Annotated in this window: 34 protein-coding genes; 13 read left to right on the forward strand and 21 right to left on the reverse strand. The window is 48.8% G+C overall.

Annotated elements, in window-relative coordinates:
* The 10 genes from J7439_RS22215 to J7439_RS22260 form a co-directional block, all read right to left on the reverse strand.
* Nucleotides 1-399, reverse strand: a 399-nt coding sequence (locus J7439_RS22215) for a phage tail terminator family protein (RefSeq protein ID WP_209204239.1), incomplete at its 3' end; no start/stop codon positions are given.
* Nucleotides 365-970, reverse strand: a complete 606-nt coding sequence (locus J7439_RS22220; protein WP_209204240.1) for a hypothetical protein — start codon at nucleotides 968-970, stop codon at nucleotides 365-367. The genes J7439_RS22220 and J7439_RS22215, both read right to left, overlap by 35 nt.
* Nucleotides 960-1,253 carry a head-tail joining protein gene (locus J7439_RS22225; protein ID WP_209204241.1) on the reverse strand — a complete coding sequence of 98 codons (294 nt, stop codon included), beginning with the start codon at nucleotides 1,251-1,253 and terminating at the stop codon, nucleotides 960-962. The genes J7439_RS22220 and J7439_RS22225 overlap by 11 nt, the downstream gene beginning before the upstream one ends.
* A 24-nt stretch (nucleotides 1,254-1,277) precedes the next feature.
* A complete protein-coding gene (locus J7439_RS22230) occupies nucleotides 1,278-2,267 on the reverse strand; it encodes a major capsid protein (RefSeq protein WP_209204242.1) in 990 nt (329 codons plus the stop codon).
* Nucleotides 2,268-2,331: 64 nt separating this feature from the next.
* The gene (locus tag J7439_RS22235; RefSeq protein WP_209204243.1) at nucleotides 2,332-2,703 is read right to left on the reverse strand and encodes a head decoration protein; all 372 of its coding nucleotides are present in this window, start codon (nucleotides 2,701-2,703) and stop codon (nucleotides 2,332-2,334) included.
* Between the two features lie 38 nt (nucleotides 2,704-2,741).
* Nucleotides 2,742-3,752, reverse strand: a complete 1,011-nt coding sequence (locus J7439_RS22240) for a head maturation protease, ClpP-related (RefSeq protein ID WP_209204244.1) — start codon at nucleotides 3,750-3,752, stop codon at nucleotides 2,742-2,744.
* Nucleotides 3,742-5,211: a phage portal protein gene (locus J7439_RS22245; RefSeq protein WP_209204245.1), complete on the reverse strand. Its 1,470-nt coding sequence runs from the start codon at nucleotides 5,209-5,211 to the stop codon at nucleotides 3,742-3,744. Before J7439_RS22245 ends, J7439_RS22240 begins: the two co-directional genes overlap by 11 nt.
* Nucleotides 5,212-5,213: 2 nt before the next feature.
* Nucleotides 5,214-5,414, reverse strand: a complete 201-nt coding sequence (locus tag J7439_RS22250; RefSeq protein ID WP_101746114.1) for a phage head-tail joining protein — start codon at nucleotides 5,412-5,414, stop codon at nucleotides 5,214-5,216.
* Nucleotides 5,415-5,419: 5 nt separating this feature from the next.
* On the reverse strand, nucleotides 5,420-7,267 hold the full coding sequence (locus J7439_RS22255) for a phage terminase large subunit family protein (RefSeq protein WP_209204246.1): 1,848 nt from the start codon (nucleotides 7,265-7,267) through the stop codon (nucleotides 5,420-5,422).
* 263 nt (nucleotides 7,268-7,530) lie between these two features.
* Nucleotides 7,531-8,025, reverse strand: coding sequence for a hypothetical protein (locus J7439_RS22260; protein ID WP_163372680.1), 495 nt, complete (start codon nucleotides 8,023-8,025; stop codon nucleotides 7,531-7,533).
* Between the two features lie 125 nt (nucleotides 8,026-8,150).
* Between J7439_RS22260 and J7439_RS22265 the strand changes: the two genes are divergently transcribed.
* The 4 genes from J7439_RS22265 to J7439_RS22280 all read left to right on the forward strand — a co-directional run bounded on the left by J7439_RS22265 (nucleotide 8,151) and on the right by J7439_RS22280 (nucleotide 10,174).
* On the forward strand, nucleotides 8,151-8,504 hold the full coding sequence (locus J7439_RS22265; protein WP_209204247.1) for a DUF3768 domain-containing protein: 354 nt from the start codon (nucleotides 8,151-8,153) through the stop codon (nucleotides 8,502-8,504).
* A gap of 18 nt (nucleotides 8,505-8,522) precedes the next feature.
* Nucleotides 8,523-8,900 carry a hypothetical protein gene (locus tag J7439_RS22270; protein ID WP_209204248.1) on the forward strand — a complete coding sequence of 126 codons (378 nt, stop codon included), beginning with the start codon at nucleotides 8,523-8,525 and terminating at the stop codon, nucleotides 8,898-8,900.
* A 379-nt stretch (nucleotides 8,901-9,279) separates the two neighbouring features.
* Complete coding sequence (locus J7439_RS22275; RefSeq protein ID WP_209204249.1) at nucleotides 9,280-9,594, forward strand: hypothetical protein; 315 nt, start codon at nucleotides 9,280-9,282, stop codon at nucleotides 9,592-9,594.
* A gap of 277 nt (nucleotides 9,595-9,871) precedes the next feature.
* Nucleotides 9,872-10,174 (forward strand): hypothetical protein, encoded by a 303-nt coding sequence (locus J7439_RS22280; RefSeq protein ID WP_209204250.1) that lies wholly within the window; start codon nucleotides 9,872-9,874, stop codon nucleotides 10,172-10,174.
* 47 nt (nucleotides 10,175-10,221) lie between these two features.
* Here J7439_RS22280 and J7439_RS22285 read toward each other — a convergent pair whose 3' ends face one another.
* The 10 genes from J7439_RS22285 to J7439_RS22330 form a co-directional block, all read right to left on the reverse strand.
* Entirely contained in the window at nucleotides 10,222-11,286 is a 1,065-nt protein-coding gene (locus J7439_RS22285) for a GNAT family N-acetyltransferase (protein ID WP_209204251.1), read from the reverse strand.
* On the reverse strand, nucleotides 11,265-11,825 hold the full coding sequence (locus tag J7439_RS22290; RefSeq protein WP_209204252.1) for a ParB/Srx family N-terminal domain-containing protein: 561 nt from the start codon (nucleotides 11,823-11,825) through the stop codon (nucleotides 11,265-11,267). Before J7439_RS22290 ends, J7439_RS22285 begins: the two co-directional genes overlap by 22 nt.
* Nucleotides 11,826-11,827: 2 nt before the next feature.
* The gene (locus tag J7439_RS22295; protein ID WP_209204253.1) at nucleotides 11,828-12,196 is read right to left on the reverse strand and encodes a 3TM-type holin; all 369 of its coding nucleotides are present in this window, start codon (nucleotides 12,194-12,196) and stop codon (nucleotides 11,828-11,830) included.
* Nucleotides 12,193-12,618, reverse strand: coding sequence for an N-acetylmuramoyl-L-alanine amidase (locus tag J7439_RS22300; protein ID WP_209204254.1), 426 nt, complete (start codon nucleotides 12,616-12,618; stop codon nucleotides 12,193-12,195). Before J7439_RS22300 ends, J7439_RS22295 begins: the two co-directional genes overlap by 4 nt.
* 4 nt (nucleotides 12,619-12,622) lie before the next feature.
* A complete protein-coding gene (locus J7439_RS22305) occupies nucleotides 12,623-12,898 on the reverse strand; it encodes a hypothetical protein (protein WP_209204255.1) in 276 nt (91 codons plus the stop codon).
* Between the two features lie 153 nt (nucleotides 12,899-13,051).
* Nucleotides 13,052-13,654, reverse strand: a complete 603-nt coding sequence (locus tag J7439_RS22310; RefSeq protein ID WP_209204256.1) for a GIY-YIG nuclease family protein — start codon at nucleotides 13,652-13,654, stop codon at nucleotides 13,052-13,054.
* 111 nt (nucleotides 13,655-13,765) lie between these two features.
* Nucleotides 13,766-14,338, reverse strand: a complete 573-nt coding sequence (locus tag J7439_RS22315) for a bacteriophage antitermination protein Q (RefSeq protein ID WP_209204257.1) — start codon at nucleotides 14,336-14,338, stop codon at nucleotides 13,766-13,768.
* Nucleotides 14,335-14,805, reverse strand: coding sequence for a RuvC family protein (locus J7439_RS22320; protein WP_209204258.1), 471 nt, complete (start codon nucleotides 14,803-14,805; stop codon nucleotides 14,335-14,337). Before J7439_RS22320 ends, J7439_RS22315 begins: the two co-directional genes overlap by 4 nt.
* A 267-nt stretch (nucleotides 14,806-15,072) precedes the next feature.
* Complete coding sequence (locus tag J7439_RS22325) at nucleotides 15,073-17,070, reverse strand: AAA family ATPase (RefSeq protein ID WP_209204259.1); 1,998 nt, start codon at nucleotides 17,068-17,070, stop codon at nucleotides 15,073-15,075.
* 47 nt (nucleotides 17,071-17,117) lie between these two features.
* Nucleotides 17,118-17,357, reverse strand: coding sequence for a helix-turn-helix domain-containing protein (locus J7439_RS22330; RefSeq protein ID WP_209204260.1), 240 nt, complete (start codon nucleotides 17,355-17,357; stop codon nucleotides 17,118-17,120).
* Nucleotides 17,358-17,538: 181 nt separating this feature from the next.
* On the opposite strand from J7439_RS22330, the gene J7439_RS22335 reads away from it, so the two are divergent.
* The 9 genes from J7439_RS22335 to J7439_RS22375 all read left to right on the forward strand — a co-directional run bounded on the left by J7439_RS22335 (nucleotide 17,539) and on the right by J7439_RS22375 (nucleotide 23,770).
* Entirely contained in the window at nucleotides 17,539-18,156 is a 618-nt protein-coding gene (locus J7439_RS22335; protein WP_209204261.1) for a helix-turn-helix domain-containing protein, read from the forward strand.
* Nucleotides 18,157-18,251: 95 nt separating this feature from the next.
* Nucleotides 18,252-18,569 (forward strand): hypothetical protein, encoded by a 318-nt coding sequence (locus J7439_RS22340; RefSeq protein ID WP_209204262.1) that lies wholly within the window; start codon nucleotides 18,252-18,254, stop codon nucleotides 18,567-18,569.
* 35 nt (nucleotides 18,570-18,604) lie between these two features.
* The gene (locus tag J7439_RS22345) at nucleotides 18,605-19,015 is read left to right on the forward strand and encodes a DUF7173 family protein (RefSeq protein WP_209204263.1); all 411 of its coding nucleotides are present in this window, start codon (nucleotides 18,605-18,607) and stop codon (nucleotides 19,013-19,015) included.
* On the forward strand, nucleotides 19,015-19,785 hold the full coding sequence (locus J7439_RS22350) for an ATP-binding protein (RefSeq protein ID WP_209204264.1): 771 nt from the start codon (nucleotides 19,015-19,017) through the stop codon (nucleotides 19,783-19,785). Before J7439_RS22345 ends, J7439_RS22350 begins: the two co-directional genes overlap by 1 nt.
* Before the next feature lie 15 nt (nucleotides 19,786-19,800).
* Nucleotides 19,801-20,292, forward strand: coding sequence for a DUF669 domain-containing protein (locus J7439_RS22355; protein ID WP_209204265.1), 492 nt, complete (start codon nucleotides 19,801-19,803; stop codon nucleotides 20,290-20,292).
* A gap of 51 nt (nucleotides 20,293-20,343) precedes the next feature.
* Entirely contained in the window at nucleotides 20,344-21,396 is a 1,053-nt protein-coding gene (locus tag J7439_RS22360; RefSeq protein ID WP_209204266.1) for a PD-(D/E)XK nuclease family protein, read from the forward strand.
* A gap of 15 nt (nucleotides 21,397-21,411) precedes the next feature.
* The gene (locus J7439_RS22365; RefSeq protein ID WP_209204267.1) at nucleotides 21,412-21,888 is read left to right on the forward strand and encodes a hypothetical protein; all 477 of its coding nucleotides are present in this window, start codon (nucleotides 21,412-21,414) and stop codon (nucleotides 21,886-21,888) included.
* Nucleotides 21,878-23,584: a DEAD/DEAH box helicase gene (locus tag J7439_RS22370; RefSeq protein WP_209204268.1), complete on the forward strand. Its 1,707-nt coding sequence runs from the start codon at nucleotides 21,878-21,880 to the stop codon at nucleotides 23,582-23,584. Before J7439_RS22365 ends, J7439_RS22370 begins: the two co-directional genes overlap by 11 nt.
* A 12-nt stretch (nucleotides 23,585-23,596) precedes the next feature.
* Nucleotides 23,597-23,770, forward strand: coding sequence for a hypothetical protein (locus J7439_RS22375; RefSeq protein ID WP_209204269.1), 174 nt, complete (start codon nucleotides 23,597-23,599; stop codon nucleotides 23,768-23,770).
* Here the strand turns inward: J7439_RS22375 and J7439_RS22380 are convergent, their stop codons facing one another.
* Complete coding sequence (locus J7439_RS22380) at nucleotides 23,771-25,369, reverse strand: recombinase family protein (RefSeq protein ID WP_209204270.1); 1,599 nt, start codon at nucleotides 25,367-25,369, stop codon at nucleotides 23,771-23,773.
* Between the last annotated feature and the right edge of the window lie 307 nt (nucleotides 25,370-25,676).

Consider the following 25,676-nt stretch of genomic DNA (forward strand, 5'->3'; position numbering starts at 1 on the left):
TTGCAGGTCAGCAAACGATAAGTGTGCATTGCTTGGGGCAATATCAAACTGGGTTTCACTGAAGCTGATATGTCGGGCTTCCGGAGTGAAGCGTTGGCCGGTAGTAAATAACTCTCGAATGGAGCGGGTTAAGTCCAGCAGGGTAAAAGTAGTGTCTTTATTGGTTTTGGCCACGGCACTGATATTGAACGCCATCCGGTACTTTGCCCGTTGGCCCTGGCGTTGTTCTTCATTAATGGATTCCAGCTGCACCAGAATAGCCGGGAGGTCTAAATCCTGTTCTTGACCGGTGGCTGAATAACCCAGCAAAGTATGTTCAGAAACCTGCTTCAGATGGGTAATCAGCTTTTCAATAATCTGTCGTTCAGGGTTCGATGCTGGAGGCGATCTTGAAAACATAGTTTAGTTCCTGGTGGAGCAGATCAGTAAACCGGTTCACCAGCAGTGGGCTGATTTTTGCCAGTGAGGTTTCGGCTTCCCTATCGATCCGGACGGTTTTCTTTTCCAGCGGCAAGCCCATCCACATCCACCGGCCTGAGCGTTTGGATTGTTGGTAACGGTGTTGCCAGTTATCCTTGCGCTCAAAGATCAGTTCCCGGGAAGCATTAACCGGCTGCATCAGAAAACTGTTTTCCCAAAAACTGTGACTGCCTACCCGGACACCTCGCCGGGTTTGTCTTGGGTTACCCAGGCGATGGGCACCTACTTCATTAATACCAATCCAGATGGTCAGGTAACGTTCTTTTCTGCCGTAACTTTTATTGAGCCTTACCCGAATCCGGTTCAGTTCTTTCAGTACCTTTTGGGAGACTTTCATCCGTCGGGAGATATCACGCAGCACTTGTCGTTCAGCCCAACGGCTCAGTTTGGACAGGGCTCGCTGAATGGCTTGCTCTGTTTTTTCCGGGGACTGTTTGAACAAGGCGGTGAGTTCTTCAATATCGCCGCTGACTTCCTGTTCAATGAGCATAGATATTCCATTTGGCTAAATAGCCATCGTCTTTCAGTTTTCGGTCCACTTCATAAACCTGACCATTGGCCAACACGGTATCGCCACGCTTCAGGCGGATAGCACTATCCACAGAGAGAACGGTTACCTCTCCCTGGACAGCCTCATACTTGCCAAGCTCTACCAGTTCTTTATTGATAATGCCGCGGGTTTCCAGCGATGACTGATCCGAAAGCGTCAGTAAAACTGACTGCCCAAAGGTTGAAAGAATGGTGTGATCCATCACTTTGAAGGCTTCATCCATTGGAGCAGTCTCCTTGCTTATGGGTTAGCTCATGGTCAGTTTAATCACTGCCCGTGGTCGTAGGTTGATCGGCAGTGGATTCGACTGGGTATGAACAATCACACCCTTCTCAAAATCCATCACCTTCTGCTTGGCATAGCGAGGCAGGCCAATGGTGTTGACGGTTTCGACAAAATCTGCCGGCGCAAACCAGGTCTTGAAGATATCCGCCCCAGTCGGGTAGAGATAAGCTTCATTGGCGGCAACAAAGTCATTGCCACCTACAGAGCCCCGGTACTCTTCCCAATCAATATCCGCAAAACGGAACCGGCCCTTAGGATCGGTACGCAGGGCTTCACCGTCCTGCCAACGCTGGTAGGCTTCTTTTACTGACTTGTGGCCAACCAGCCCATCAAAGAAGTCGGAGCCACAAAACGCATGAAGGCCACTGTAGGGCAGTGCTCCCAAAGCATCATCCACCAGACGACGGGCTTTGACGCCCTGGGCTCGAACGTCAGTGGTCGTGCTGCTGAACTTGAAATCATGGGTTTGCTGAGTAACGCCAAACTCATCAAACAGGTTGTAGAGTATGGTGCTGCCATCGCCATCCAGAATTTCACCCTTGAGCGCCCCCATGCGCAGAAATTCCAGGGTGACCTCATGGTTGGCATTCATCTTTTGCAACCGCTGGTTCACTACGGCCTGCACTCCTTGCATGGCATCCTCACTGCCAAACTGACGGACATTCTGCACTTCTGCTGCAAGAATCGTGCTATCGTGGGGAATATGGGGCACCACAAAGCTGCGCAACTGACGTTTATCGCCAATGGCCTGAGTAGCGGGTGCACCACGCTCGGTAGAGGGCAACAAGCGGAGTTCTCCGTTAATGCTCTCTACCACGACGGTTGTTGTATTGATACCGTTCTCCTGAAAGAGCCCCAGTTGCCCAAGACGACCCGGCTTGTAGTCCATCTCATTGATGGTGGCGGTCAGGCTGGTAAGGCTGAACGCATCGTCATTAAAAATATCCAGCATGTTATCGCTCCTTGATAACGGAAGTTTGTTAAGAGTGAGTTACAGAGGTAAAAATCAGGAAGGGTTATTCACTGCGCAGAATAATATCCAGTCCTGCCAGTTGATCTACAGCTGCTGTCTTTTGCTCATCGGTAATCCCGGCAGGCCAGATCAGCAGACTGTCCACCACTTCTGCCAGACGGGTGATGATCACACCGTCACCACCAGAGGCATCGGTCACCTTGCCAGCGTAGAGAATGCCAGCAGCGGTTTCAGTGCCATCTGAAGCACCTGGATCAAGGGGCTTGAATGCTCCGGTAGCCGATTCTTTGCCGACCACCGTACCAGGCTCCATTGTCAGGTTCGCAGCCAATGGCACCAGCTCACGGCTGATGGTGTTATTGCCTTCAGACACCAGAAATTCACCGGTATAGACCGATTCCGTTTTTACGCTCATGGGTAAAGTCCTTTTGGTTGGAGGATATTAGACAGGGGTTAAGCGCGATTACGCCGACTGTAAATTGCCTGCGTATCTATGGCAGAAGTGGTGGGTTTCAGGCCTTGCTGCTTGGGCGTCAGGGCATTGTTGATGGGTTCATCTTCAGAGGTCAGTAATGCCAGGAGACTATTCTGCACCTCGGATACCGAGCAGTCGTCTTTTATAAAATCCGCTGCCTTATCCGGGAAGCCTGCTGTCTGGCAGAGGTTCTTAATCTGGTCATAGCTGGCGAGTCGAGCCTTGACCTCATCTTCCGACAGTGCCGCTTTAAGAATTGCAGCGGTTTTTTCCGCATAACCAGCCTGACGACAAAGATCAGCAATAGCCACAGAATCAATTTGAGGTTGCGGTTCCATCGTCTGATTCTGTGGCGGAGTTGGCTCTGTCGTTTTTTTAGCTTGCTCGATACGTCCATAGCCATCCGGTGTATTACGGAACATGGAGAGATCAAAGCGGGCAGCGGCCTTCACCGGTTCATCAATCTGATCCACCAGGCCCATGTCCAGCGCTTCTTTTGCGGTGAACCAGGACTCCGATTCCATCAGCGCCTTCATTTCTTCTAGGCTCTTACCGGTTCTGGCAGTGTAAGACACAGCAATACTGTCCGCGATCTTATCCATAATATCGGCGGTTTTACGCATGGCTTCGGCATCGCCCTGTGCCCAGCCATAGGGGTTATGGATCATCATCATGGCATTCTCAGCGATGGTGACCGTATCACCGGCCATGGCAATGACACTGGCAATGCTGGCCGCCAGCCCTTCGATGGTGACATGGATATTGGCTTTATGCAGACGCAGGGCGTTATAAATGGCAATGCCTTCAAACACCATACCGCCCCGGCTATTGAGCCGGACATTGATCTCTGAGGCATCCAGATTACGGATGTGATCCACTACGCTCTGTGCCGAAACGCCGTACCAGTCATCAATATCATCGAAGATGAATAGCTCCGGAGTCTGATTGGCTTCGTTTTTAAAGGTGTACCACTGTCGGTTATGACTCATCCCTGTCATCCTTTGCTGGTTGATTGGAAGATTTATGGTTTTCCGGATCACGGCCATCGCTGTCGTATTTCAGTGAGTGGCTGTCTGCCCGGCGATTATCCGCAGCGATTTCGCCATCCATCTGCTCACTGTCATAACCCAATTCGCTGACCACTTCGGAGCGGGACTTAAAGCCAGAACGCACCGCCATCTTCTGTGCCTGCATATCCTGAACCGGATGCATATACGGCCAGCCGTGGGCGATCCACTTTACCCGGCGATAGGCTCTTTGCTTCCTGGCATAGTCAGAAATGGCTACCGAGCCATTGAGCACCGCCATATCCAGCCAGCGGTTCCAGACTGGTCGGCAGAACTGAAAGATAATCTGGTTGTGCTGAATCTGCTGAATGCGGCGGCGAAACTCATTGATGATCAGGCGCAGTGCCCGGTCACTGACACCGGCCATATCACCCGACAGCAATTCATAAGGCAGGCCAACCCCGGCAGCAATGGCCATCAGCTGCTGTTTCATAAAATTGGGGTAGTCGGCGGCGGTACCAGGAGGATTATTGAACTCTACTTCTTCACCCGGTGCCAGCTCCTGCATGGTTCCTGGTTCCATCGCCACCATGGGCAGACCATTGTCGCCAAACACCAGCGGTTTACCGGTCAAAGGATCAATAGGGTCCTGTTCTGGCGATGGCTTTTTAATAAAGCCGGTAAACAGGTTGGCAATCTCCTGCCGTAATAGCGTGGCATCATCAAACTTGTCCAGATGATAGAGTCTGACTAATACCTGAGTCAGTAATGGCTGGCCTCTTAGCTGTCCCGGACGCAGGGCTTCAAATATATGCAGAACATTGTCGGCCTTCACCCGAACCAGTCTGGTGCTGTCAAAAGCAAACTCGGCTGGATGCTCCCGGTGAAAGTAATAGGCGACCCGTTTGCCCAGCTTATTGAACTCAATCCCGGCCTTAATCACATGGCCATTATCCAATGTCTCGTTATAACTGATGGGGACAAACTCGGATTCCAGCACCTGCAGTTGCAGGGGAACGGATAAACCATCTTCCAGTCTGCGGGGACGCAGTCTGACAAAACACTCACCACCTTCAAACATGGCGCGGGTAATCAGCGATTGCTGTCCGGTGAAACTCAGCAGACCATCGGCATCCGATTCATCGGACCATTGCAGAAACAGGTTTTGCAGCTGCTCCCTTAAACCATCGTCGTCCACCAGTGATTTGGGCGTAATGCCACGGCCAATGACATTGCTGACCAGCTTTTCCAGACCACTGCTGGCCCAGGGATCATTGCGGATAGCTGCCCGGGAACGGTTTATCAGTTTGGACAAATCAGCAGTCAGTGCGGTATTTGGAGAAAGCCCTGGTGCATACCAGCTTTTGGTTCGTCGTCCCATACCGGCAGCGGTATAGGCTGAGTTTTTGAAACGACGAAACAGGTTGGTGAGCAAGCCCATGCTCAAACTCCCTTGGATGAATAAATACCATACTGCTTCGGACGTTTTTGCTGCTTGACCAGTTCCCGTTCGATGGCCTGCAATCGCCTTTCCATTTCAGCAAAGCTACTGTACTCCACCCGGCGGCCTTCAAATTCCACAGTGCGGGTTTCACGCAGCAGCACTGCCCGTTTCAGAGCCTGATATTCTGTCTCGGTGATCATGGAGGTTATCTCTGAAGGTAGGAACTGCGGGATGAACGACGGAGTGTTTTTGGCTTGTTGCTGGTTTCTTCGACTTCAAGATCAGGCGTATCTTCTGGTGCTGGTCGGCCTTTTGCCAATAAATCCAGATTAATGCCCCGATGCTGCTGAAGGATACGAATCGCGGCCAGAGAGTAGACCCGACAATCCAGCGCTTCATTCCGGCGGTTCTTGGCATCCCAGGTAAAGTACGGCACACCAAGCCGGTACTTCTTGATTTTTTCTTCTGCGGTGGCCTGCTTGAAATAGTCCTCATCAAAGCAGTCCTTGATCGGCCAGTGGCAGTAGCCTTGCCCGGGTTCCAAGACCCGGTAACGCTGATAGACCAACTCCTTGGCGGTATCGGTGCCAATCAGTGTCAGGTAGATCCCTTTCTTGTTTTTGGTTTTGGGGAACGTGGCGATAGGTTTGCCAGCCTGAGAGGAACCCTTAACCGGAATCGCCCAATCGGCTCCCTGCTTACGACAGAAGGCATACACTTCATCGGTGTAGTGACCACCAGAATCTATGCAGACCTGAGCCACATTCATTTTGGTGCCATCCTGCCGTGTGTAGGTTTTATGGAGCATATCCGCCAAGACATCCCAGATACCTTGTCGGGATAAGTCACCGTATAAACGGACATAATCAATAGACCAGCTTTCCTCTCCAGCTCCCCAGCCGGTTAATTCAAACTCAAAGCGGTCATCCTGGACATCACAGCCAACGGTCAGTATCTCTACCCACCACGGCACTTCTGCCGGGTAATGTTCCCGTCGCTGGTAGAGCAAACTATGCTCAACAGTTTCACCTTGTTCCGTCCATGTCTCGCCAAGAACGGTATTGGTCCAGTCCTTGAACTGTACCGGGTTACTCTTGGCAGCGAGAAAATCCTCTACTGCATTTTGCCAGCTGTACCAGCCGTTAGGGCTGTAAAGCGAACTCAGATGAAAACCGGCTACCTTGCTGCTTTTTTCAGTTTCAGCCTGCCAATGGCCATTAGTGAGCAGTTTCGGTTTGTCTTTTTCGTAATGCTTATGACCACACCGCTCACACTCAAACCTGGTGGTTGCCGGGTCATGGTTATCAAAAATGATCTGAGCCCAAACGATCGGTTGGTAGTGTCCACAGCTATTGCAGGGAACCAGATAGCGTCGTTTATCACTGCTCTCATAAGCCGCTTCAATCTTGCTGGTCTCTGCGATATTGGGCGTGCTGACCATCAGGATTTTTCGGTTACGGCTGAAGGTGGCCGTTCGCTTGATGGCCAGATTGATGGGACTACCCTCACCATCCACATCATCGTCGTAGGCATCCACTTCATCCATAAACAGAAAACGGGCAGGCATTGAGCGAAGGCCTGCTGCTGAGTTGGCTCCGGTAAAGATCAGCACACCATTGGGAAACTCCTTGGTCAGCAGGGTATTGCCACTGTCCCGGCTCCTGGGATCTTTTACCTTCTCTCGCAGATCCGGCATTTCATCGATCATTGGCGCAATGCGTTGCTTGGAGGTTCGCTTGGCCATATCCAGCGTGGGAAGCACATACATCATAGGACCCGGCGTATGGTCAATCACATAACCAAGCCAGTTATTGCCACATTCCGTACCGCCCACCTGGGCACCCTTCATAAACACCACCTGCTGAACAGGCGACGATGGCGACAGACAATCCATGATTTCTTTCAGATATGGAGTCCTGGCTGTGCGCCAGCGTCCTGCTTCCTTGGTGGCTTTTGCCGGAAGAATCCGTTTCTGGTCAGCCCATTCAGATACTGTTAGCCGGGTGTCTGGCTTTAAACCTGCAAAAAAGCCTGAAAAATAAGGACTATTCATACACTTGTTTGTTTATATACGTGACAAATAGCCGTAACGGCTACCCAAATCTAAAGACTCTGTAAACACCCGGTATTTGCCTTAGCCCTTGGGAATAGAGAGATCACTAAAATTGGCACGCTAAATGGTAGATAACAGGTGTAAAGGAAAATTGCTCAGTATCAGTTCCAGGATGGAAGTACCGGCCAAGGATGGCCACCAGGGAAATAATAATAACAATCTGGAAGTGCTGAGATTGTCGCCCCGTTGACCGGGGCGTTGTTTTATCTGCTGCTTTTACCCTGTTGCCGGGTGAGTTCATTGAGTATCGCTTCCAACTCTTCCTGAAGTAGCTCTCCCACTTTTCCTGGATCTTCCTCCGCCGCAAGCACATCCGCCATTCGATCTGGAATGGCCAGCAGTTCATCCCGGATAATCCTACCCGCCTTGAAAGCATCCTGCTTTACCTTAGCGGCATCGGTCAGGGTACCGCTTTTTTCCTCATACTCCAGTTTGGCCATCTTGGCCTTGAATGCCTCCCGCATGGTGCGGGCAGTGACAAAGTCAACGGCTCCCGGTTGTGACGGTGCAAGATCGGTGGATTGATCGGAACGGATAAGCGTCACCGGATCAGCATTGGCTTTCATGGCCTGCTCAGCCTGCACCGAATCCACCTTGCCATTTTTCAGTTTCACAATGCCCTTTTTAATCAGCTTGGTGACATAGCCTTTGGTAAAGCCTTGCTGCCTGGCAAATTCCGCTTGTGAAATCAGCGCCATGGGAAGTCATACCTACAGCCATCTCGTTCAATATGGACATTCGTCTTTAATTTTCTCGACTTATCGTGGCCATCCCCTATAGAGCTACTGCGACAACAAAAAATGAATCAATAAAGGATGTACTTATGAATGAAATTGCCACGTTAAATGATGCGGTGCGACAGTCACTGGTGAATCTGGAAGTGAAGAACAGTCTTGCCCTGATCAATTGCCGGTTTGAAATAGTGATGACCGCCAACCTGCAAAACACTATTGGGAACAAAGTCGGTTTGTTGAAAGCCGTTGCCGAATTTAACCACTTCAATGAGCAGAATGATCCCTATGGCGAACACGACTGTTTCCGATTCAAGTTTGAAGATGAATGGATCATTGCCAAGTTTGATTATTACGCCCCGGATATGGAACACGGTTCGGAAGATGCCTCGGATTTAACCAAAACCATCCGGGTGCTGACCATTATGCTGGCCATTGATTATTAACAATGGAGAAAAACAACCATGAAAAATGAAGCCCAATTGATTACCCATTACTATTTCTGCAATGGCGTTATTGATCGATTAAGCAACCAGGCCCGCACACCAGCAGAATTATTTGGTGATGGAGAACTGGAGCTGATTCATAACCTTTGCCGTTATAGCCAGATCATCAGCGAGATCGAACACTCAAAAAATGACGAGGAAGGCTTTCCCGGCGTGTTTGATTATGAAATCTCTGAAACGCTGGCTGCTCAACTCTGGATTGCCTTGTGTGAGCAGAACCCGGAATTTGAGCCGTGGGATTTTCCCGAAGAAAGCCAGTTCAGAAACCTGGTAGAGCAGCTGATTGATGACTGGCTTCACCAGCGCCTTCCCAGAGAGTTAGTGATTCAGCAATAGCTGGAGAGGCAGTAACGGTTCACTCGCCACGGATGGCGCTGTACATGACAAAAAAGTATACCTGCTGCGCCATTTTTGAAACCGGATTTTCTTATTAATTATCAGCCGGTTAATGCCAAAAAGTATACCAAGGGTATACCTCGTTTTCAGACTTGTCACTAACGCAAATCTGCGCGCCCTCGCACCCGCAAAAAACTAAACATTGCAGGGACCCACGTTGTTTTTGAATTGACAGTTTGAAAGCCATTACCTACTGGAAAAATCATCATTAAATCAATCAACTATAAAGGAGTATTAAACCAGAAAAACAGTTGAGATATACGGCAGTTCACCCATAGTTAAAGTGTGACATCAATAAATAACGCAAAGGAGATACATCATGACTACTAATAAAAACACTGCAAAAACCACAGCTAAAAACAATGCAAAAGGAGATAAAACCATGGCTAATAAAAACACTGACAAGAAAAGCAAAAAGTCCGATGCTGAAAAATTTGCTGAACTGGCAAACATTCGTGTACCCAAAGCCCTGCGGGTATTGAAATCCATCTCATCATTGGCCAACGATGACAAATATGAGTACACCGACGCTCAATCCACCGCCATTATCAGTGCCTTGAAATCCGCTGTTGATGACCTGTCCGAATGCTTTAAAAACGGAGGCAAAAAAGACGAGGAGACATTCCGCATTTAACTCCGGACTCAATCCTCACGAAGCAGGCGATGATGCCTGCTTTTTTTGAGTTTGGTGATTATTCATGCACTATCGGAACATCACCAGGCACCGGTAAATCGTTACCATGCGACGTTTGAATATTGATCATATAACCTATCGAAAATATCAAACAACCCGACAAATCAACGTAGAACCGCCCTCATTGAATGTTGTTATGATGGTTGAATAACGAATGAGTTGAGACCCTGTAACCATCTCGCATAATGAACATACACATTCAAAAAAGGAACATCCTATGCCTAACGACAATTACACAACATTAAGAGATGAAAATGAGATGATCATCGTTTGTGAACAGGCGCTTAAAAATACCTTGATCACGCAAAACAAACCCGCTGGTGTTTATATGTTTGCTGATCATGACTTGATTAATTCAATTGACTTTGCCTATGACCTGTATCAATTGAAATACCTTGACCGGTTCAAACATACAATGAAAGAGCTACAGGGCCTCGTTCAATCCATGCGGCTTGACGTTGAAATCAGCATTTATGTGCTGACTGATGATCATCAATTTTATTATTTTGATGACGTATAAGACTGACTGATCCCCACCTTTGCCCTCCTGGGCATTTTTTTAGGCTGTCACTTCCCCACGTATTGGAATGAACAGGTCAACCGATCAAATGAATGCTTACTGAGGATTGACTGGGCAGGCATGCCGACCCGACCCGGTTTACGGGTCATAATCCAACGGTCTGATTTATTCATGGCATGGATCAAGGCAGGCGACGTGGTGACGGTATTCACCTTGTAGCCCTGTTTCCGGTACAACTCGCAGATATAGCAGCGCAACTGAAAACCAATCCCCAGCCCTTGATAGTCGGGCAATACCACCGTTCTGTGCAGTCGTTTCAGCTTCTTGTTGCTTGGATGAGGAAAGTGCAAGACGCTGCACCAACCTATCGGCTCTCCATTGATCTCGGCAATATATTTATGGGCTGATCGGTTGTGAACACTGCTCAGATAGTGAAATGGCCTAAATAGCGGCCACTCTGACTGGTCGGCTTTGCGGACATCGATACGGATTTCGGGTCGTCGAAGACGCCTCCGTTTGAAGGTGTGCTTGTTGCAGTCGTAGACCCAATCCGGTTGCAGCCAGTCCACAATATCGTAGTGACAGCTGACTGCAATGAACTGCTTATCCTCCTTGCGGATAAACTTCTGGATAGCCGCACTGCCGATCTTGGCCACCTGACGATCCACGACAGAGGTAAATTCGTCGTAGATGACCGGTTTATCGGATTCCAGGATCAGCCTGGCTAACTCGGCTCGCATCTTCTGGCCATTGGAGAGTACAGCAAACGGCTTCAGCCAGTCCGGGGGAGAGGAAAACCCCACCTTGCTCAAAGATTCAGTAATCTGCTTGGCACTCAGGACTTCACTGAAATCGTCCACTACGGAGCGGTCTGACCACTGGTAACCAGAGAACAGTTCAAAGTCCTTGAACACTTCCCGGGCAATGGTCGTTTTACCGGAACCACTGGCACCGACAACCAGGCCGATATTCCAGGGCTTGTCCTCAATGGGAATATCTACGTCGAACTCCTTCTTCACCGACTGCATATCAATATCAAACATCCCCTTGACCTTCTCAGTGCGAAAGGAAGGCTTGATAGCGGACTCCACTACAAACTTTGAACTCGGCATTTCAGTCCCTTCTGTGTCAGTTCGTCGTAGACTTCCTGCTGATGGGCTTCGTTGTCACACTCCACCAGGATATTGAAGATTTCGGTGTACTCTTCACCATTGGGTTTCTGTTCGGGTTCAGGGGCAGGATCATCGAACAGGCTGACCATAAAGTCATCCTTAAACCCGAGTAGATTCAGATCAAAGTCTTCCGCTTGCAGGGCTTCCACTTCCCGGGATAGTACGTCCATATTCCAGCTTGAGTTCAGAGCTATGGAATTATCCGCTATGACGTAAGCCTTCTTCTGGGCCTCAGACAAACCGGCAAGCACGATACAGGGAACGGTTTTGAGATTCAGTTTCTTCGCTGCCATCAAACGGCCATGGCCAGCAATAATTCCATTTTCTTCGTCAATCAGTACCGGATTGGTAAAGCCAAACTCCTTGATAGATGAACAAATCTGGATAATTTGCTCTTCATCATGAACCCTGGAATTGTTCACATAAGGGATCAGGTCGCTGACCTTACGATCTACCATTTTGTATTTCTTTGCTGCCATCCTTAGCGCCTTATCTTGTCTGCCACCTTCTCAATCCCCCGGCTGGCAATGTAGCCACCAAGGCCAATCTGAACAATGGAGAACAGTTTGAGTTCGACTGCTTCTGATAAATCCGGCGCTGACCAGCCCAACCACCTGGCAACAATCAGGGCAGTAAATACCAGCATCACAATGGGACGCCAGGATCGTTGTAGGCAACCATCACCTTGAGCCTCTGCCTTGATAACCCCAGCACGCTGAGCCAGTTCATCCAGCTCTCCTTTGACCGCCATATCCACCAATTGGTTTTTCGCCTGAGCTGCTTTGTCAGGATCTGGAATGATTCGCTCAATCACCTTGCCCAGCACCGGAATGGCAGCAGTCCAGCTCATTGGATGGACTCCAGCCAGTGTTCAACGACAAAGTTTGGGCAGGTTTTGTAAGGCGTGAAATAGTAATGGCCGACCACTTGAGCCTCTTGATAACGCAGCTGTATAGATTCAACCAGCATTTCCAGCATCAGCCATTGTGCAGAGGTAAAGTTATCTTCCGGTTCACCAGTCTGGTTGATACCACCCACCATGCAGATACCAATGGACTCATGGTTATGACCTCGAACATGAGCACCCTGAACCTGAGCATCTCTGCCATGCTGAATCTTGCCACTTCGCTCAATAATCCAGTGATACCCGATATCTGACCAACCATTGTCTTCCACATGCCAGCGTCGGATATCGTCAGCGGTGACTTCCTGATCCGCCCGGGTAGCTGAACAATGGATCACGATGTAATTGGTTTCCGTCCTTGGAATCATCACTTCATTTCCTGAAAAAGTAAGCAACCAGGCCAATCAGTGCAGACACGACCAACCAGCCAAACCGTTCAATACCGGCCAACAGAACACCGCGAGAACTGCCCTGAAGCTCCAATGCTCTGATCCTGGCTTCCATTTCACTGAGCTTTGAATCCAGCTGGTTCATGTTGTCGTTCTGGTGGGAGATACGTTCTTCAATGCGAGCAAGATGGGATACTGCCTCGCTCAGTTTGTCCAGCTTCACATCAATGCGATCCAGACGGTCGGAGAGGTCAGTCATAAGTGCGTCCTGCACAGGGAGAAAATTGGGGCAATAAAAAACCCCACGCCGCTATTTATGAAGAGCGGGGTGAGGTTTTGCATCTTGGAAAACTATGCCTTATTCAGTAATCATTGGCAAGTTTTGGAGGTGCACGGCATTGCCCATTAAAATCTAATCATAGGTTTCCCTATGAATAGTTCGCAAAAGCTTCCCTTCAAATAGCCAATTCTTGCCGGGTGGCCCTTTTCTATTCAATGCCTGCCTGGTTGCGGCAGTTAAACTGAGTATTTGATTATTGAAAGAGACTTTTGTTTCGTTGACGACTTCTGCAAACTGATCACCATGAATGAAATTCAGAATGGATCCTTTAGGAATTCCCATCTCATAGAAATTAATATTGGGTCGTCTTTTTAAATTTTTTGCCGCATCTTTTTCTACTTGCGGAATATTTTTATTGAGTTCTTGATTCAATTGGGGAGTCACTTCTTTCTCCCCCAAAAGCTTTAAAACAGCGATGGCCTGCTCAGCTTCAATTTTAAAAAACTCTCGATTTTGGTTAACTCTATTGGATGCAAAGGCAGTATGAAGCGCAGACTCCACTTGTGAGCTATCTTCTACTTCAACGGCAAAGACACATTCAAAAGGAACAGGAACACCTGTTGTATACAACTGGTTCATTCTGACCTTTACGTCTGACTGAGTTGTTTTTCCGATTTTCAGGAGTTCGGGCATTGCCGAATTAGCGAGAACGTAGACGATTTGAGTTTCTTCCATGACTTACCTCATAGGCTTTAACTGCGGACTCATGATGCTCGTCCTGACCAAGGCCGTACTAAGAGTCCATATTGCCACCGCATAGTTATAGATTAGACAGAGTAATGCGTTTTAGTGATCTCCTTCTGGTTTCTGAAGTAAGCAGCTCATCGGAAATAAAGCCCGTCGATCCAGAGACACATCACAAAGCTCCCAATAATCCACCTGCCAGTGCTGAAAATCTCGTCTCCAGTTCTGTTTCTGAATCCGGCATTTTTTGATGATCAGGCTTGTTGGATAGAGGTGCTGGCCATTAGTCACATAACTGCGATAATCCAGAACGGTGTAAGCCACCACATCCCGGATCCTCTGTTGTGTCGCCTCCCGGTAATCCCGCTCACTATCCGCGAGCTTCTCTGTAACATCCTGCTCCAACCACTGAAAGAACCGTCTTTGCTCAGGTAGCAAGTGCTCAGTTCTTGGTCCATACGCCCATTTTGCCCAGGAGCGAAATGGCTCATCAAGGTTTTCCACTGCCGCAATCACCTTGCCAGCTTCCACGGCATTGCAGATCAGCAGGTTGTTGTCCAATTTACTCGATTGACTACCAGCCTGAAATGCCAAGGGGTTAACTTCAAAACCCTTGCTGGTTAGATGAATGGCATAGGCATCGTGAATAGCCTGTCTTGCTGAGTAGAATTTCATGCTGAGTCTCCATATCTGGCAATGAGCACAGCATCAGCACGACCATTGTCTTTTTTTCGATGAACATCCGCTTCCGGGTAGAGGTCCAACACTTTTCCTCTCGATGCATCCTTGTGAGCGCCCATAAGCCCCGCAGAGCGTTTCCAGCGCTGGGGAGTTACATAGGTCAGAGGAAAACCCATTAAACTGACAGCGGCTTCCACAGCACCATACGAACGGCCAAAGTTAAACATGGAGACAACTCCCTGTCCTGGCCTTGCTCCTACCTTTTCCAGATAGACCATTTCCACCTGATGCCGGGAATAGCCACCAAATATTTTCATCAGGCCATGGCCGCTTACTTTTTTCTTTCCTCCCTCGGGAATAATGGGCATATCTTCCAATCTGATGAGTTCTTTATTCTGACTGTCCAGAACTGCTATACCTCCCGTCAGCCCCGGATCAATTCCTATAATAATTTTGCCCATAACTTTTCTTCTCCTTCTTACCCTTGAAATTGTCTCTTAAACCTCCCGCCCTCATGCTTTCGCCATGCTTCCCTCGCCCCTCCCCCTTTTACCTCCGCTCTCCTAAAGGAGAGAGCGGGGTGGGGGGTGTGGGTCGGCTAAAGGCATCAACCTGCCCGGAGGCCCTGAAAATAGAGGGCTCCAGGGGGATGGAGGGGGTTAAAAATCGAGGTCAGCAAAAAAACACCAGTAGGGGGTACTTTTTTGATTAATATTTGATCAGCCAGGTTAGTCATTTTTGATTGCCTCCTGGCCTTTCTCGGTGACCGAAACAAAAGGCGCATCAACCGCTACAAAACCCCGGTAAATCATCGTATCAATGGTTCTCCGCCAATGTTTGGAGCAGATAAAACCCTGTGCATAGCAATCATCCTTGAGGTTTTGAAGTTCTATTCGAGCATTCAATGGATCACGACCACTCTTGTGCAGAGTCTCCTGTGCGTTTGCAATCAGGCGATTCAGGGTTTCAATAATTTTGACCTGCCGCTCTCCAATACGGTTTTCTGGGGCATTTTTGGATTTCAACCCGTCTGCCATATTCGGGTCATAATGCTTTAAAACACAGCTGTATTGCGGTTCCCCTTCTTCATCCACAAAAGGCAGGCGAATCGGGTCGAATAAAAACTTCAGCGGCTCCGGCTCATCTGCGTCCTTCATTTTTTTTGCGGTTATCGTTACCTCGTCGTCCGATTTCACCACTGCATACTCAGCATCCAGCGCACCTTTGAGAGCACTGTTGCCACGGGCCCGATCCTTACTGCCAACTCCGGTATGGTGGACAATCAGCACGTTGCAGGAGTACTTGGCCCGGAGTAACTGGTCGATGTGGTTGATGAAGGTATTCATCTCCTTGGTGGCATTCTCATCCGCAGGACCGAAGTTACGTGCCAAGGTATCAATGACAATCATCGAGGGGATCACGCCACCGGTTTCTTCCACAATTTCCTCAATGCTGGCACTGACCAGACGGGCATTGCCCAAGTCAGTGAGCGAGGCGGCACATTGGCTGATGTAGATCGGTGCATTCCGCAGGTTGTAACCGTGGGATACCTGCCACGCCATTAACCGTCTGGATAGCCCGTTGAAGCCCTCGCCAGCAATATAAAACACCGGACCTTGTCTCTTGACTGGCTTGCCATGCCAATCCTTGCCAGTGGCTACACAGCAGGCCAGATCAATGGCCGTGAATGATTTGCCACAGGCGGGTTCACCGAACATCAGCGACAGACTGTCCATTTCCAGAAAGCCCTTAATCAGCCAGTTGATCGGTTTCACGCCCTTGACCAGCTCCTTCACATGGCTGAAAGCAAACTCCGGTTTAGTAACGGGCAGCGGTTCGATAAGAATGGATGATCCCGGATGATTGTTGGCGTGGGTTCTGGTGATACTGGCTATGGTGGTATTCAACTCAGTATCCGACAGTGGTGGATTATTGGACTGGTTCCATTGATCCAGAATCGCTTTGACTTCTCTGAGAGAATTGTTCTGCCGGAGCAGCTGACCAGCCATACTTGCTGCCGCATTATTCCGACCTTGTCCTTCTGCTAAATTACTCCCATCGTGGGGTAGTGGGTATTGATCGGTGGAGAAACCCAGGTCACCCATTGGCTTATCTTCAGCAGCCTGGCCATTAAAACCATTGATGGTGGCAATATCATCAGGTGTCAGCATGGGCAGATCATGCAGATCGCTGATCTCCATATAACCATCGGTTTCCCACTGATAGAGTGTTCCATCTGCGTGAGTACTGCCGGGTGCTACTACATAACCACCAATCCCCCGCAAGTCGATCTTGTTTTTGCGAACGGAGTTGTGAACGGGATAGTCCGGGTTGACCTGAAAATAGTAGTGCTTGCCTTTACTGGTGATGGCTCGTAATGGTGTGCGGGTAATAGCTCCTTCTTCAATAAACTGCACCGCTTCTGCACTATCGGCATCCACAACCACTACCCTGTACCCGGTAATAATGGCCCAGTTGGTATGCGGGTAAAGCTTGGTCCAGTTATCGATAGTGCTGTCATCCGGAGCTTCGTCCTGGTACTGCTTCCAGCGAAACCGGGGTGCTTTTGGCCATTCAGTTTTTGCTTTTTCTATATCACCTGAGCAACGGCCATCAACAAACCAGACAGGAGGTACTTCAAATGGAGAACCAAGCGGGACAATCGATAAACCGGCTTCGTTCAGTTTCCAGGCTTCTACTGAAGTATTGGGTAAGTTCGCTTCCATACAGGTAGTTCCTTTTTGTTATTTATTGAATGAGCGATAAGCGTCGCTTATGAGCGGGGCTCATCGGATTGCAGCATCTCAGGCGTCCAGTGCGGCACCATGCAGGACCACAGCAACTGCTTCATGCGGGAGATAGACTTATGACCATTCTCAATCTGGGAGAGTTCGCTTTTTGAGCAGTAGAGGAATTCCGCCATCTGCTCCATGCTGATGCCCCGTTCGAGGCGGTAAGCCCGAATCAGCTGACCCGGGGTTTTCGGTTGGGTAGGTTCTCGTTTGATCACCATCTTCCGGTTCCTTTTGGAAGTTATGGAGACCAAATTATTGAATCCGCTTATTTATATTGTCAATGTTTGTTTAATAAAATAGTGGCTATTTGTACAGTATGTTTAACCCGTTATTTTTTCCCCATAATGGTTATAGACAACATCCTGTTAATATTTGCCAAAACCAATAAGGAAGATAAACGTGAATTGGAAGCAGCGCACCAAAGAATTACTGGCAGAAAGAGGAATGTCGCAATCGGACCTGTCCAGAGCACTGGGTGTTACCCGTGCCACCATCTCTCTCTGGCTGGGTGAGTCCAGCAGCTACACTGATTACAACGTCGCCAAAATTCAGTACAAGATTGCCGCTGCGTTGGACGTTCCCAAAGAATACCTGGCAAAAGGCCATGACCGTAACAAGCCCTTGGGGCGCGGTGTGCCAGTGTTGTCCTATGAAGCCATCAACCACTGGACGGATGAGAATGTCTGCGATGACAATACGACATTAATGTTCTGTCCTGTCCATTGCAGCCCATTGAGTTATGCCCTGGAAGTGCGCGGCAGTGCCATGGATAGCCAGGGGCGTTCGGGTGCCAGCTTTCCCTCCGGAAGTATGATTTACGTTGACCCCAAGCTGCCTATGAAAGAAGGCAATATCTGTGTATTGGAAGATAAGGAGATCATGCTCGGCATCTATGAACGGGTTAATGGTCAGGATACTGTAGTGTTCCTCAACCCCAATTCACCCCGCTTGCAGGTAGAAAACCTGAAGTATCACGGCACCGTGATCGGTACGTTTACTATGGTCAGGCAATACTAAAACAAACCAATATAAAAATTTAAACAAACATTGACATCCTATTTTCTGATAGGCAGTCTGTATTTAACAATAAATAACAGATCGCCTAATCAGTCATGAACAAAACGGATTTTTCAGCTGTTCAGGATGTAATCAGCACACTCGCACAACAAGTGGTTTCGCTGCATGGTGAAGCCCAACGCCTTTCCCAACAAATCACCGCCGTCCAGTGTGAGTCTCAGTCTGCAGTTGAGGCTCTGCTTGATGTGATCCAGGACTATAACCGTCATCTCAATGATCCGGAAGCGCCAGCCAATCAGCTGACAGCCATCCCCCGTCGTTTTCGTCTTGGGGAGTTGCTGATTGATCTGACCAATGATCAGGAAGTGGTGGTGACGTCCATCCCGGAACTCAATGATCTGCTCAGTGACTGAGTTCCACCTCTCCCGCTAAACAAAAGGAAATTGCCATGACCGAAAGCAATGATGCTCCACGGCTGGACAAACTCGCCTACGAGTTAGAGCTGGCCAAGCAAGCCGAACAGCAGGCAAAAGACCATCGCCTGACGATTGAGCAGCAGTTATGTGAATTCGTGGGCGTAAAAGATGAGGGTAGCTACTCCGTCAAGGGTGACTACTACAAGGTCACCACCGTATCAGGCTTCACCCGAACAGTAGATGTAGAGAAGTGGCAAGCACTGAAAAACCAGATTCCTGCCAATATTGCTGAAAAAGTGGTCAGAACCAAGTTGGAGGTAGACACCCGTCAGCTGAAAAGCCTGCGGGGCCTTGACCCTACCCACTACAACCTGGTGGCAGAAGCCATTACCACCAAACCCAAGAAGGTAGCCGTGAAATATGAACGACTGGAGGTGCAGTAATGGCCATCTCTCTGGAATCCATCAGCCGCTCCTCCGGCATTAAGGCTCCACGAATTGTGGTGCATGGTCCGGCCGGTGTCGGCAAGACCACATTAGGTTGTGGTGCGCCTAATCCTATCTTTATTCAGACTGAGGATGGTTTGGGAAAGTTAGAGGTGGATGCTTTCCCCATGATGACCTCATTTCAGGATGTGCTGGATGCGCTGTCTGCTTTATACACGTCTGATCACAACTATCAAACGGTCATCATCGACAGCCTCGACCATTTGGAACCACTGGTCTGGCAGCACCTGTGTGACACCTATGTGGGTCCGAAAGGTGAACGCTACCAATCCGTTGAAGACTTCGGATATGGCAAGGGCTTTTTACTGGCGCTGGATTTGTGGCGACAGTTATTGGAAGGCCTTGATGCCCTTCGCAATGAAAAAGGCATGGCCTTTATTCTGATTGCCCATTCGGAAATCAAGCGGTTTGAAAGCCCGATGACAGACAGCTATGACCGCTACCAGATCAAGCTCCATAAACGTGCCAGCGACCTTATCCAGGAATCCGTTGATTGTGTGATGTTCGCGGATTACAAAACCGTCATTGAGAAAGAAGAAGGCGGTTTCAACAAGGTGAAAACCCGTGGCATCAGTACTGGCCAACGCTACCTCTATACCGAAGCTCGCCCGAGTTTCGTTGCCAAAAATCGCTATGGCCTGCCGCCTGAGCTTCCGCTGAACTGGCAGGCATTTAGTGACGCACTGACCAATAACTCAAGCCAATAAATAAGGAGATGACCCATGGCACAGTTAGGTTTTAACGCAGGTGACTACGATCCAACTGATGAGTTTGAGCCGCTGCCTCCCGGTGAATACCTGGCCATGATCACCGAGGCCTCCCTGGACAATACCAAGTCCGGTGGCCGTATGGTGAAGCTGACCTACACCATTATGGAAGGGCAGTATGAGAGCCGGAAACTCTGGTCACAGCACAATATTGAAAACCGGAGTCCCAGGGCAGAGGAAATCGGCCGGAAGGAGTTAAGCCGAATCGCTCATGCTATTGGCCAGCCCATGATCAGCGACACTGATCAACTATTGAATCAGGTGGTTCGAATTCGGGTGGTGGTCAAGAATGATCCCGGCTATGGCCCTAAAAATGAAGTAAAAAAATGGATCAATGTGGGTGGCCAACCCATGCAGAGTGCGCCTGCACCTCAGCAGCAGACACCAGCCCAACAAGCACCTCATCCAGCCACTCAGTACGCTGCGCCACCGTGGGGGCAAAAATAACCATTCATCAAGGGGGCTTTGGCTCCCTTCATCTAGGGAAGGTGAAGCATTGTGAAAATCCCCGAATCCAACCGCACAACCATCAAAGCGATTGTCCAACATTATGAGGATAACCAGGGCGATGCGTTCCGGGCTCATCTGGGTGGTTCTATTATTGGTCGCCCCTGTGACCGGGCACTCTGGTATACCTTTCGCTGGTGTTCTGATGTAAAGCATGGTGGCCAACTGCTGCGACTTTTTCAGACAGGTCATCTGGCAGAAGAACGGTTTGTTTCTGACCTGCGTAACGTGGGCATCAAAGTATTTGAAACCGATCCAGCCACCGGCAAACAGTTCAGAGTCTCGGCCTGCAACGGGCATTTTGGTGGTTCATTTGATGGTGTGGGTCAGGGCTTTATTGAAGCGCCCAAGACCTGGCACCTGATCGAGATGAAAACCCACAATGAGAAGTCCTTCAATAACCTGGTTAAAAAAGGCGTTCAGGAAGCCAAGCCAGAACACTTTATTCAAATGCAGGTCTATATGTATCTGGCTGATCCACAGCTGACCAGAGCCTTTTATATCGCTGTGAATAAAAATACGGATGAACTCTATGGTGAGCGGGTACGGCTTGATCCAGTTATTGGCAAAGCAGTCGTTGAGAAAGCGGATTGCATTATTGCCAGTGACCGGCCTCTAAGCAAAATCAGTGAAGACCCCAGCTGGTACCTCTGTAAATTCTGTGATTACCACGCTATCTGCCACGGTCAGGAAACCCCGGCGGTTAATTGCCGTACCTGCATGCACAGCACACCAGTTGAGAATGGTGAGTGGCACTGCGCCCGTCACGATATGGCCATCCCGGATTCTGTTCAGAAGTCTGGCTGTGAGCTCCACCTTTATAACCCGTACCTGTTAGAGCAATTCGCTGAGCCCATCGATAGTGGTGAGTTCTGGATACGCTATCGCCTGAAGTCTGCTGCCGAGGAGTTTGTTACCGGTACGGATAAAGGGCAACTCTCATCTCAGGAAATTCAGGCAGTAGAAGACAAGAGCCTGCTGACAGATGAAAAGCTGGCAGGGCTGAAAACCCAGTTCGACGGAACGATTCAAAATAATCAATGAAAAGGAAAATCAGCAATGGATCATTCAAAACGCTACCGCTTCATACCAGTTCAAAATCCCCCAGCGGAGGACCAGATTGATCTGATCGGACTCAATCCTGATAGTGAGCTGTGCATAACAGACTATCAGCAAGGCAATTTCTATCCGCAGGTCTCTCATTATCTGATCGAAGACACTGCTCCTTTTGACCAATACGCCCAGGCTGGCTGTGATGAAACCATTAACGACCTGGAAAAACAGTTAGAGCATTTTCAGAGCCAATCTATTCAACTCAGGGATCTGTTTGCCATTGCCGCATTACTGGGAGAATTCGCCTGCAACCGTGGCACTGCCATTAAGCCAGCGGTGAATTTTGCTTACACCATTGCGGACAAGATGCTAATGGCAAGGGAGGCCGACGACAGAAAACCAACGCCTGCTGACCGTAAAGCCACTGAAAGAGTGGCCAATAAGATCATCAACCAGATGAAAGGGTTCGACCATGGCTTTTGAACTCCGCTGGTATCAGCAGGAGGCCATTGATGCCATCTATCAATATTTCAGTGCCTCCGATGGTAATCCGCTGGTCTGTGTCAGCACTGGTGGTGGCAAATCAGTGATTATCGCTGACTTTATCCATGGTGTTTTGCGGCACTGGCCTGACCAGCGTTTCCTCATTCTTTCTCATGTAAAAGAGATTATCGAACAAAACCATGAAAAGATTGTCGCCCAATGGCCTGAAGCACCCACCGGAATTTACTCAGCTTCAATGGGCTCCAGAAATACCGATGCGCAGATACTGTTCGCCAGTATACAAAGCGTTCACAAACGGGCAGAAGCATTGGGACACTTTGATCTGCTGATTATTGATGAGTGCCATCTTCTCAATAGTGAACGCTCAGAGACCATGTACTCCCGCCTGATTATTGGCCTGCAGGAGATCAACCCGGCACTGAAAATAGTCGGGTTCACCGCCACACCATATCGGATGAAACAGGGATTGCTCACGGAAGGCAAGAACCCGCTGTTTGATGAGATTGTCTATGAGACAGATATTCAGCGATTAATTGACGATGGCTTTCTATCACCTCTGCGCTCAAAGGCTGGAAAAGACAAGATTGATCTTGCTGATGTCAGAACCCGAAAGGGTGACTATCTGGCGAGCGATATGGAGGAAGCAGTCAACAAGAACGATGTCACCGAAAAGGCCGTGGCTGAAATTATCCAGTATGGCCAGGAGCGGCAGGCATGGCTGATCTTTTGTGTCAGTGTGGCTCATGCGGAACAAGTGAAAGAATTGCTCATCATTGAAGGTATCGAGGCCGAGTGCATCACAGGAGAAACCCCAAAAGAAAAACGTGCCCGGATACTGGCTGACTATAAATCAGGAAAGGTAAAAGCCCTTGCCAGCCAGGGCGTACTGACCACCGGTTTCGATGCGCCCCTAACCGATATGATCGCTTTGCTTCGAGCCACCAAATCTCCCGGACTTTACGTGCAGATATTAGGCCGGGGTCTCCGCATCAGCCCAGAAACCGGCAAGACAGATTGTCTGGTTCTGGATTATGGCGGCAATGTAGAACGCCATGGCCCTATTGACCGGATCACCGTTGACCATATAAAAGCAGGCAAAGGCTCTGGAGAACCGCCGGTTAAGGAGTGCCCGGAATGCTTTGAACTGATTCTGGCAGGCCTGCGGTTGTGCCCCGCCTGCAACTATGAATTTCCGGAACGGGAGAAACATGAAGCAGAAGCCTCCAGCGCTGCACTGCTGGCTAACCAGATCGAACCGGAATGGCTGGAAGTGGATGAAATCCTATACAACCTGCATGAGAAAAAAGGTAAGCCACCCTCTTTGCAGGTCTCTTATCGCTGTGGCCTGGAAACCATCCGTGAGTGGGTCTGCTTTGAGCATGGCGGTTATGCACGTCAGAAAGCCGTGATCTGGTGGGTGAAACGCTTTGGTCATGAAGCCTGTCCTGAGTTAACCGAGGACGCGCTGCACCGAATCAATGAGATCCAGGATATGAAAGAACCCTGTCGAATAGAAGTGATTCAGGAAGGACGGTGGCAACGGGTAAGGGGTTACGATTTCACAGTAAAAGCGGGTACTCCCAGCGAATGGAATGATAACCCTGCTAGCAGGCCAAAACCACCAGCATTCAACGCTGACCACTTTGATGTATTTGATACGGACATTGATTTTTAGGGAGCCAGAGCCATGGATGTGATTCAGCAATGCATAAAAGATGAAACCATCATCCACTCCTTTATTATCAAGGAGTCTGTGTCTGTTCAGTTTCGGGAAGCGGTCAAAAAAAATAAGCTGGCCGGTTCTAATGTGATTGAACAGCTTATTTTAGAATGGCTGAAGCGGCAAGAAAGTGACCAGTAATCACTTTCTTGCTTCTAACATACCGATCTGTTTTTTGCCTTTGAAAATATCGGCAGAGTAATCCCGGGCAACCATCACCGTGATTTCAATGCCTGACAGCAGATGAATAACGGCTTTGGTTCGTAACTCTTTATGCTCTGGGGAATGAATAACGATTTTCTCAACCGTGTTACGCAGTGCCTCGATAAATGGCTCCTGATCTTCTTTGGTGGCCTGATCTAACTTGAACCGCTGGTGAAATGAGTCGATATGTTCCAGGCTTGCTGCCATCAAGGGTGATGAGAGCATATCCAGATGGTCTTGCAACGCTGTCATCTGATCAACAATAGATTCTACTTCTTTTTCCAGTTTGGCCACTCTCTGAATACCGGTTTTAGAGCCCGTTTCGACCAGTTCAGCAAGGTTATCTATCCGCTTCTGCTTATCTTCCAGCTCGGCTTGCTTGGCATTGATTGCCTTGGTGAGTTTGGCTTTTTTCTGGTTTGACGCCGATTCCAGCATATCGTCCTTATCAACGAGCGAGATGGCATAAAGAAGTATCGGTTGGAATTTTTTGACCATCAGTTTCGATTTTTGCCCACATTTCATTTTCAATTGGGTGCTGTAGCATAGGTAACTGCTGGCTTTACCGCTTCCGCAGTTTCTAACCGGCCTGCCACAGTCTGCGCAAAACATCATGGTCTTAAAAAAGTTAAGTGCTCTTTTTGAAGGCCTTCCTACTTGTGTCTTCTGTCGTTTAGCCACTATGGACTGGGCAAGATAAAAAGTGTCTTCATCAATGATGGCCGGGAACGCTTTAATATACTCTTTTTCTCTGGTTTCATAGATGCCCAGTACTTTGACTGACTTAATGGTTCTTCTGGTTTTGGTAATGCACCATTTCAAGTCATCACCATGCCGCTCTTTCATGGCAATTGAAATATCGGCATAACTCATGTTGTGACTGATGCAAAGATCAAAAACTTCCCTAACCAGGACTGCCTTGCTTTCAATAACCTCTGGCTTGCCACTGCTGATATCAATCCATTCCGGATAAATTCTCTCCCGACCTATGCCTCCTTCCCGAACCCGATTATCCATCTGAGTCCAGCTCTTTTTTATCCGCCTGGACTTTATTTCACTCTCTTCATGGGCTCGGCACATAATGGTAATAGAGATAAGCAACGGACCAAAATTAGACTGAATACTCTCCTTGTTGTAGATCATTCGGTCATGGTAAGTGCAGAGGGTAATGCCAGCATTCATGATGCGAATGAACAACTCCAGGGCATCCATAATATTTGCCCGGCTCAGCCGGTCAAGACTCTCTACCAGCAAGACCGCTGGCCGTTTAACCTGTCCCTGATCAACTGCGTTAAGAAAGCCGCCAAGTGCTGCCTGATCATCAAGGTGTTTGCCATGGTATGCCGACTTGCCAATATCCGTCAGTTTGAAAGCGGTATCCATCATCCAGCCCTGCTGCTCACAGAAAGCTGCACTTTCCTCAAGCTGCCGTTTGATACCTCCACCTTTGAGCTGATTTTTCGTGGAAATACGGTGATATGAATAACAGTAGGTCGTCCTTGTTGTTATCGAGTCCATAGTTATATTTATTGTCATAATGCCTCCTACAATCGTGCATTAATTACGATGGGAGAGCAATTATATTGATTTGGATATCTTGAACTCTGCCGTATAGGTTTTGACTTTCTTTTCTGACATCTGGACACACCTTGAGGGGCTTTGATATTACCCGAGTCTGTGTGTCCGGAAAACTATAACCACTTCAAAAATCTTGAGCAGGGTTTACTGAACGGTACTGTAGATGTTGAGAAGAGCGTGTGAAAGAAGAAAGGTAAAGTTCATTATGCCTCGGGGCTGTGCGGTGGGGATTATCCCATGGCCTGACTGTGGTATGTCTATATCG

The organism is Salinisphaera sp. G21_0 (assembly GCF_017744115.1).
Classification (GTDB): domain Bacteria; phylum Pseudomonadota; class Gammaproteobacteria; order Pseudomonadales; family Endozoicomonadaceae; genus Endozoicomonas.

What these genes read in the sequence shown, in the direction of transcription:
- J7439_RS22220 (WP_209204240.1), bottom strand. Translation starts at nt 970, where the DNA reads ATGCTCATTGAACAGGAAGTCAGCGGCGATATTGAAGAACTCACCGCC.
- J7439_RS22225 (WP_209204241.1), bottom strand. Translation starts at nt 1,253, where the DNA reads ATGGATGAAGCCTTCAAAGTGATGGATCACACCATTCTTTCAACCTTT.
- J7439_RS22230 (WP_209204242.1), bottom strand. Translation starts at nt 2,267, where the DNA reads ATGCTGGATATTTTTAATGACGATGCGTTCAGCCTTACCAGCCTGACC.
- J7439_RS22235 (WP_209204243.1), bottom strand. Translation starts at nt 2,703, where the DNA reads ATGAGCGTAAAAACGGAATCGGTCTATACCGGTGAATTTCTGGTGTCT.
- J7439_RS22240 (WP_209204244.1), bottom strand. Translation starts at nt 3,752, where the DNA reads ATGAGTCATAACCGACAGTGGTACACCTTTAAAAACGAAGCCAATCAG.
- J7439_RS22245 (WP_209204245.1), bottom strand. Translation starts at nt 5,211, where the DNA reads ATGGGCTTGCTCACCAACCTGTTTCGTCGTTTCAAAAACTCAGCCTAT.
- J7439_RS22250 (WP_101746114.1), bottom strand. Translation starts at nt 5,414, where the DNA reads ATGATCACCGAGACAGAATATCAGGCTCTGAAACGGGCAGTGCTGCTG.
- J7439_RS22255 (WP_209204246.1), bottom strand. Translation starts at nt 7,267, where the DNA reads ATGAATAGTCCTTATTTTTCAGGCTTTTTTGCAGGTTTAAAGCCAGAC.
- J7439_RS22260 (WP_163372680.1), bottom strand. Translation starts at nt 8,025, where the DNA reads ATGGCGCTGATTTCACAAGCGGAATTTGCCAGGCAGCAAGGCTTTACC.
- J7439_RS22265 (WP_209204247.1), top strand. Translation starts at nt 8,151, where the DNA reads ATGAATGAAATTGCCACGTTAAATGATGCGGTGCGACAGTCACTGGTG.
- J7439_RS22270 (WP_209204248.1), top strand. Translation starts at nt 8,523, where the DNA reads ATGAAAAATGAAGCCCAATTGATTACCCATTACTATTTCTGCAATGGC.
- J7439_RS22275 (WP_209204249.1), top strand. Translation starts at nt 9,280, where the DNA reads ATGACTACTAATAAAAACACTGCAAAAACCACAGCTAAAAACAATGCA.
- J7439_RS22280 (WP_209204250.1), top strand. Translation starts at nt 9,872, where the DNA reads ATGCCTAACGACAATTACACAACATTAAGAGATGAAAATGAGATGATC.
- J7439_RS22285 (WP_209204251.1), bottom strand. Translation starts at nt 11,286, where the DNA reads ATGCCGAGTTCAAAGTTTGTAGTGGAGTCCGCTATCAAGCCTTCCTTT.
- J7439_RS22290 (WP_209204252.1), bottom strand. Translation starts at nt 11,825, where the DNA reads ATGGCAGCAAAGAAATACAAAATGGTAGATCGTAAGGTCAGCGACCTG.
- J7439_RS22295 (WP_209204253.1), bottom strand. Translation starts at nt 12,196, where the DNA reads ATGAGCTGGACTGCTGCCATTCCGGTGCTGGGCAAGGTGATTGAGCGA.
- J7439_RS22300 (WP_209204254.1), bottom strand. Translation starts at nt 12,618, where the DNA reads ATGATTCCAAGGACGGAAACCAATTACATCGTGATCCATTGTTCAGCT.
- J7439_RS22305 (WP_209204255.1), bottom strand. Translation starts at nt 12,898, where the DNA reads ATGACTGACCTCTCCGACCGTCTGGATCGCATTGATGTGAAGCTGGAC.
- J7439_RS22310 (WP_209204256.1), bottom strand. Translation starts at nt 13,654, where the DNA reads ATGGAAGAAACTCAAATCGTCTACGTTCTCGCTAATTCGGCAATGCCC.
- J7439_RS22315 (WP_209204257.1), bottom strand. Translation starts at nt 14,338, where the DNA reads ATGAAATTCTACTCAGCAAGACAGGCTATTCACGATGCCTATGCCATT.
- J7439_RS22320 (WP_209204258.1), bottom strand. Translation starts at nt 14,805, where the DNA reads ATGGGCAAAATTATTATAGGAATTGATCCGGGGCTGACGGGAGGTATA.
- J7439_RS22325 (WP_209204259.1), bottom strand. Translation starts at nt 17,070, where the DNA reads ATGGAAGCGAACTTACCCAATACTTCAGTAGAAGCCTGGAAACTGAAC.
- J7439_RS22330 (WP_209204260.1), bottom strand. Translation starts at nt 17,357, where the DNA reads ATGGTGATCAAACGAGAACCTACCCAACCGAAAACCCCGGGTCAGCTG.
- J7439_RS22340 (WP_209204262.1), top strand. Translation starts at nt 18,252, where the DNA reads ATGAACAAAACGGATTTTTCAGCTGTTCAGGATGTAATCAGCACACTC.
- J7439_RS22345 (WP_209204263.1), top strand. Translation starts at nt 18,605, where the DNA reads ATGACCGAAAGCAATGATGCTCCACGGCTGGACAAACTCGCCTACGAG.
- J7439_RS22350 (WP_209204264.1), top strand. Translation starts at nt 19,015, where the DNA reads ATGGCCATCTCTCTGGAATCCATCAGCCGCTCCTCCGGCATTAAGGCT.
- J7439_RS22355 (WP_209204265.1), top strand. Translation starts at nt 19,801, where the DNA reads ATGGCACAGTTAGGTTTTAACGCAGGTGACTACGATCCAACTGATGAG.
- J7439_RS22365 (WP_209204267.1), top strand. Translation starts at nt 21,412, where the DNA reads ATGGATCATTCAAAACGCTACCGCTTCATACCAGTTCAAAATCCCCCA.
- J7439_RS22370 (WP_209204268.1), top strand. Translation starts at nt 21,878, where the DNA reads ATGGCTTTTGAACTCCGCTGGTATCAGCAGGAGGCCATTGATGCCATC.
- J7439_RS22375 (WP_209204269.1), top strand. Translation starts at nt 23,597, where the DNA reads ATGGATGTGATTCAGCAATGCATAAAAGATGAAACCATCATCCACTCC.
- J7439_RS22380 (WP_209204270.1), bottom strand. Translation starts at nt 25,369, where the DNA reads ATGACAATAAATATAACTATGGACTCGATAACAACAAGGACGACCTAC.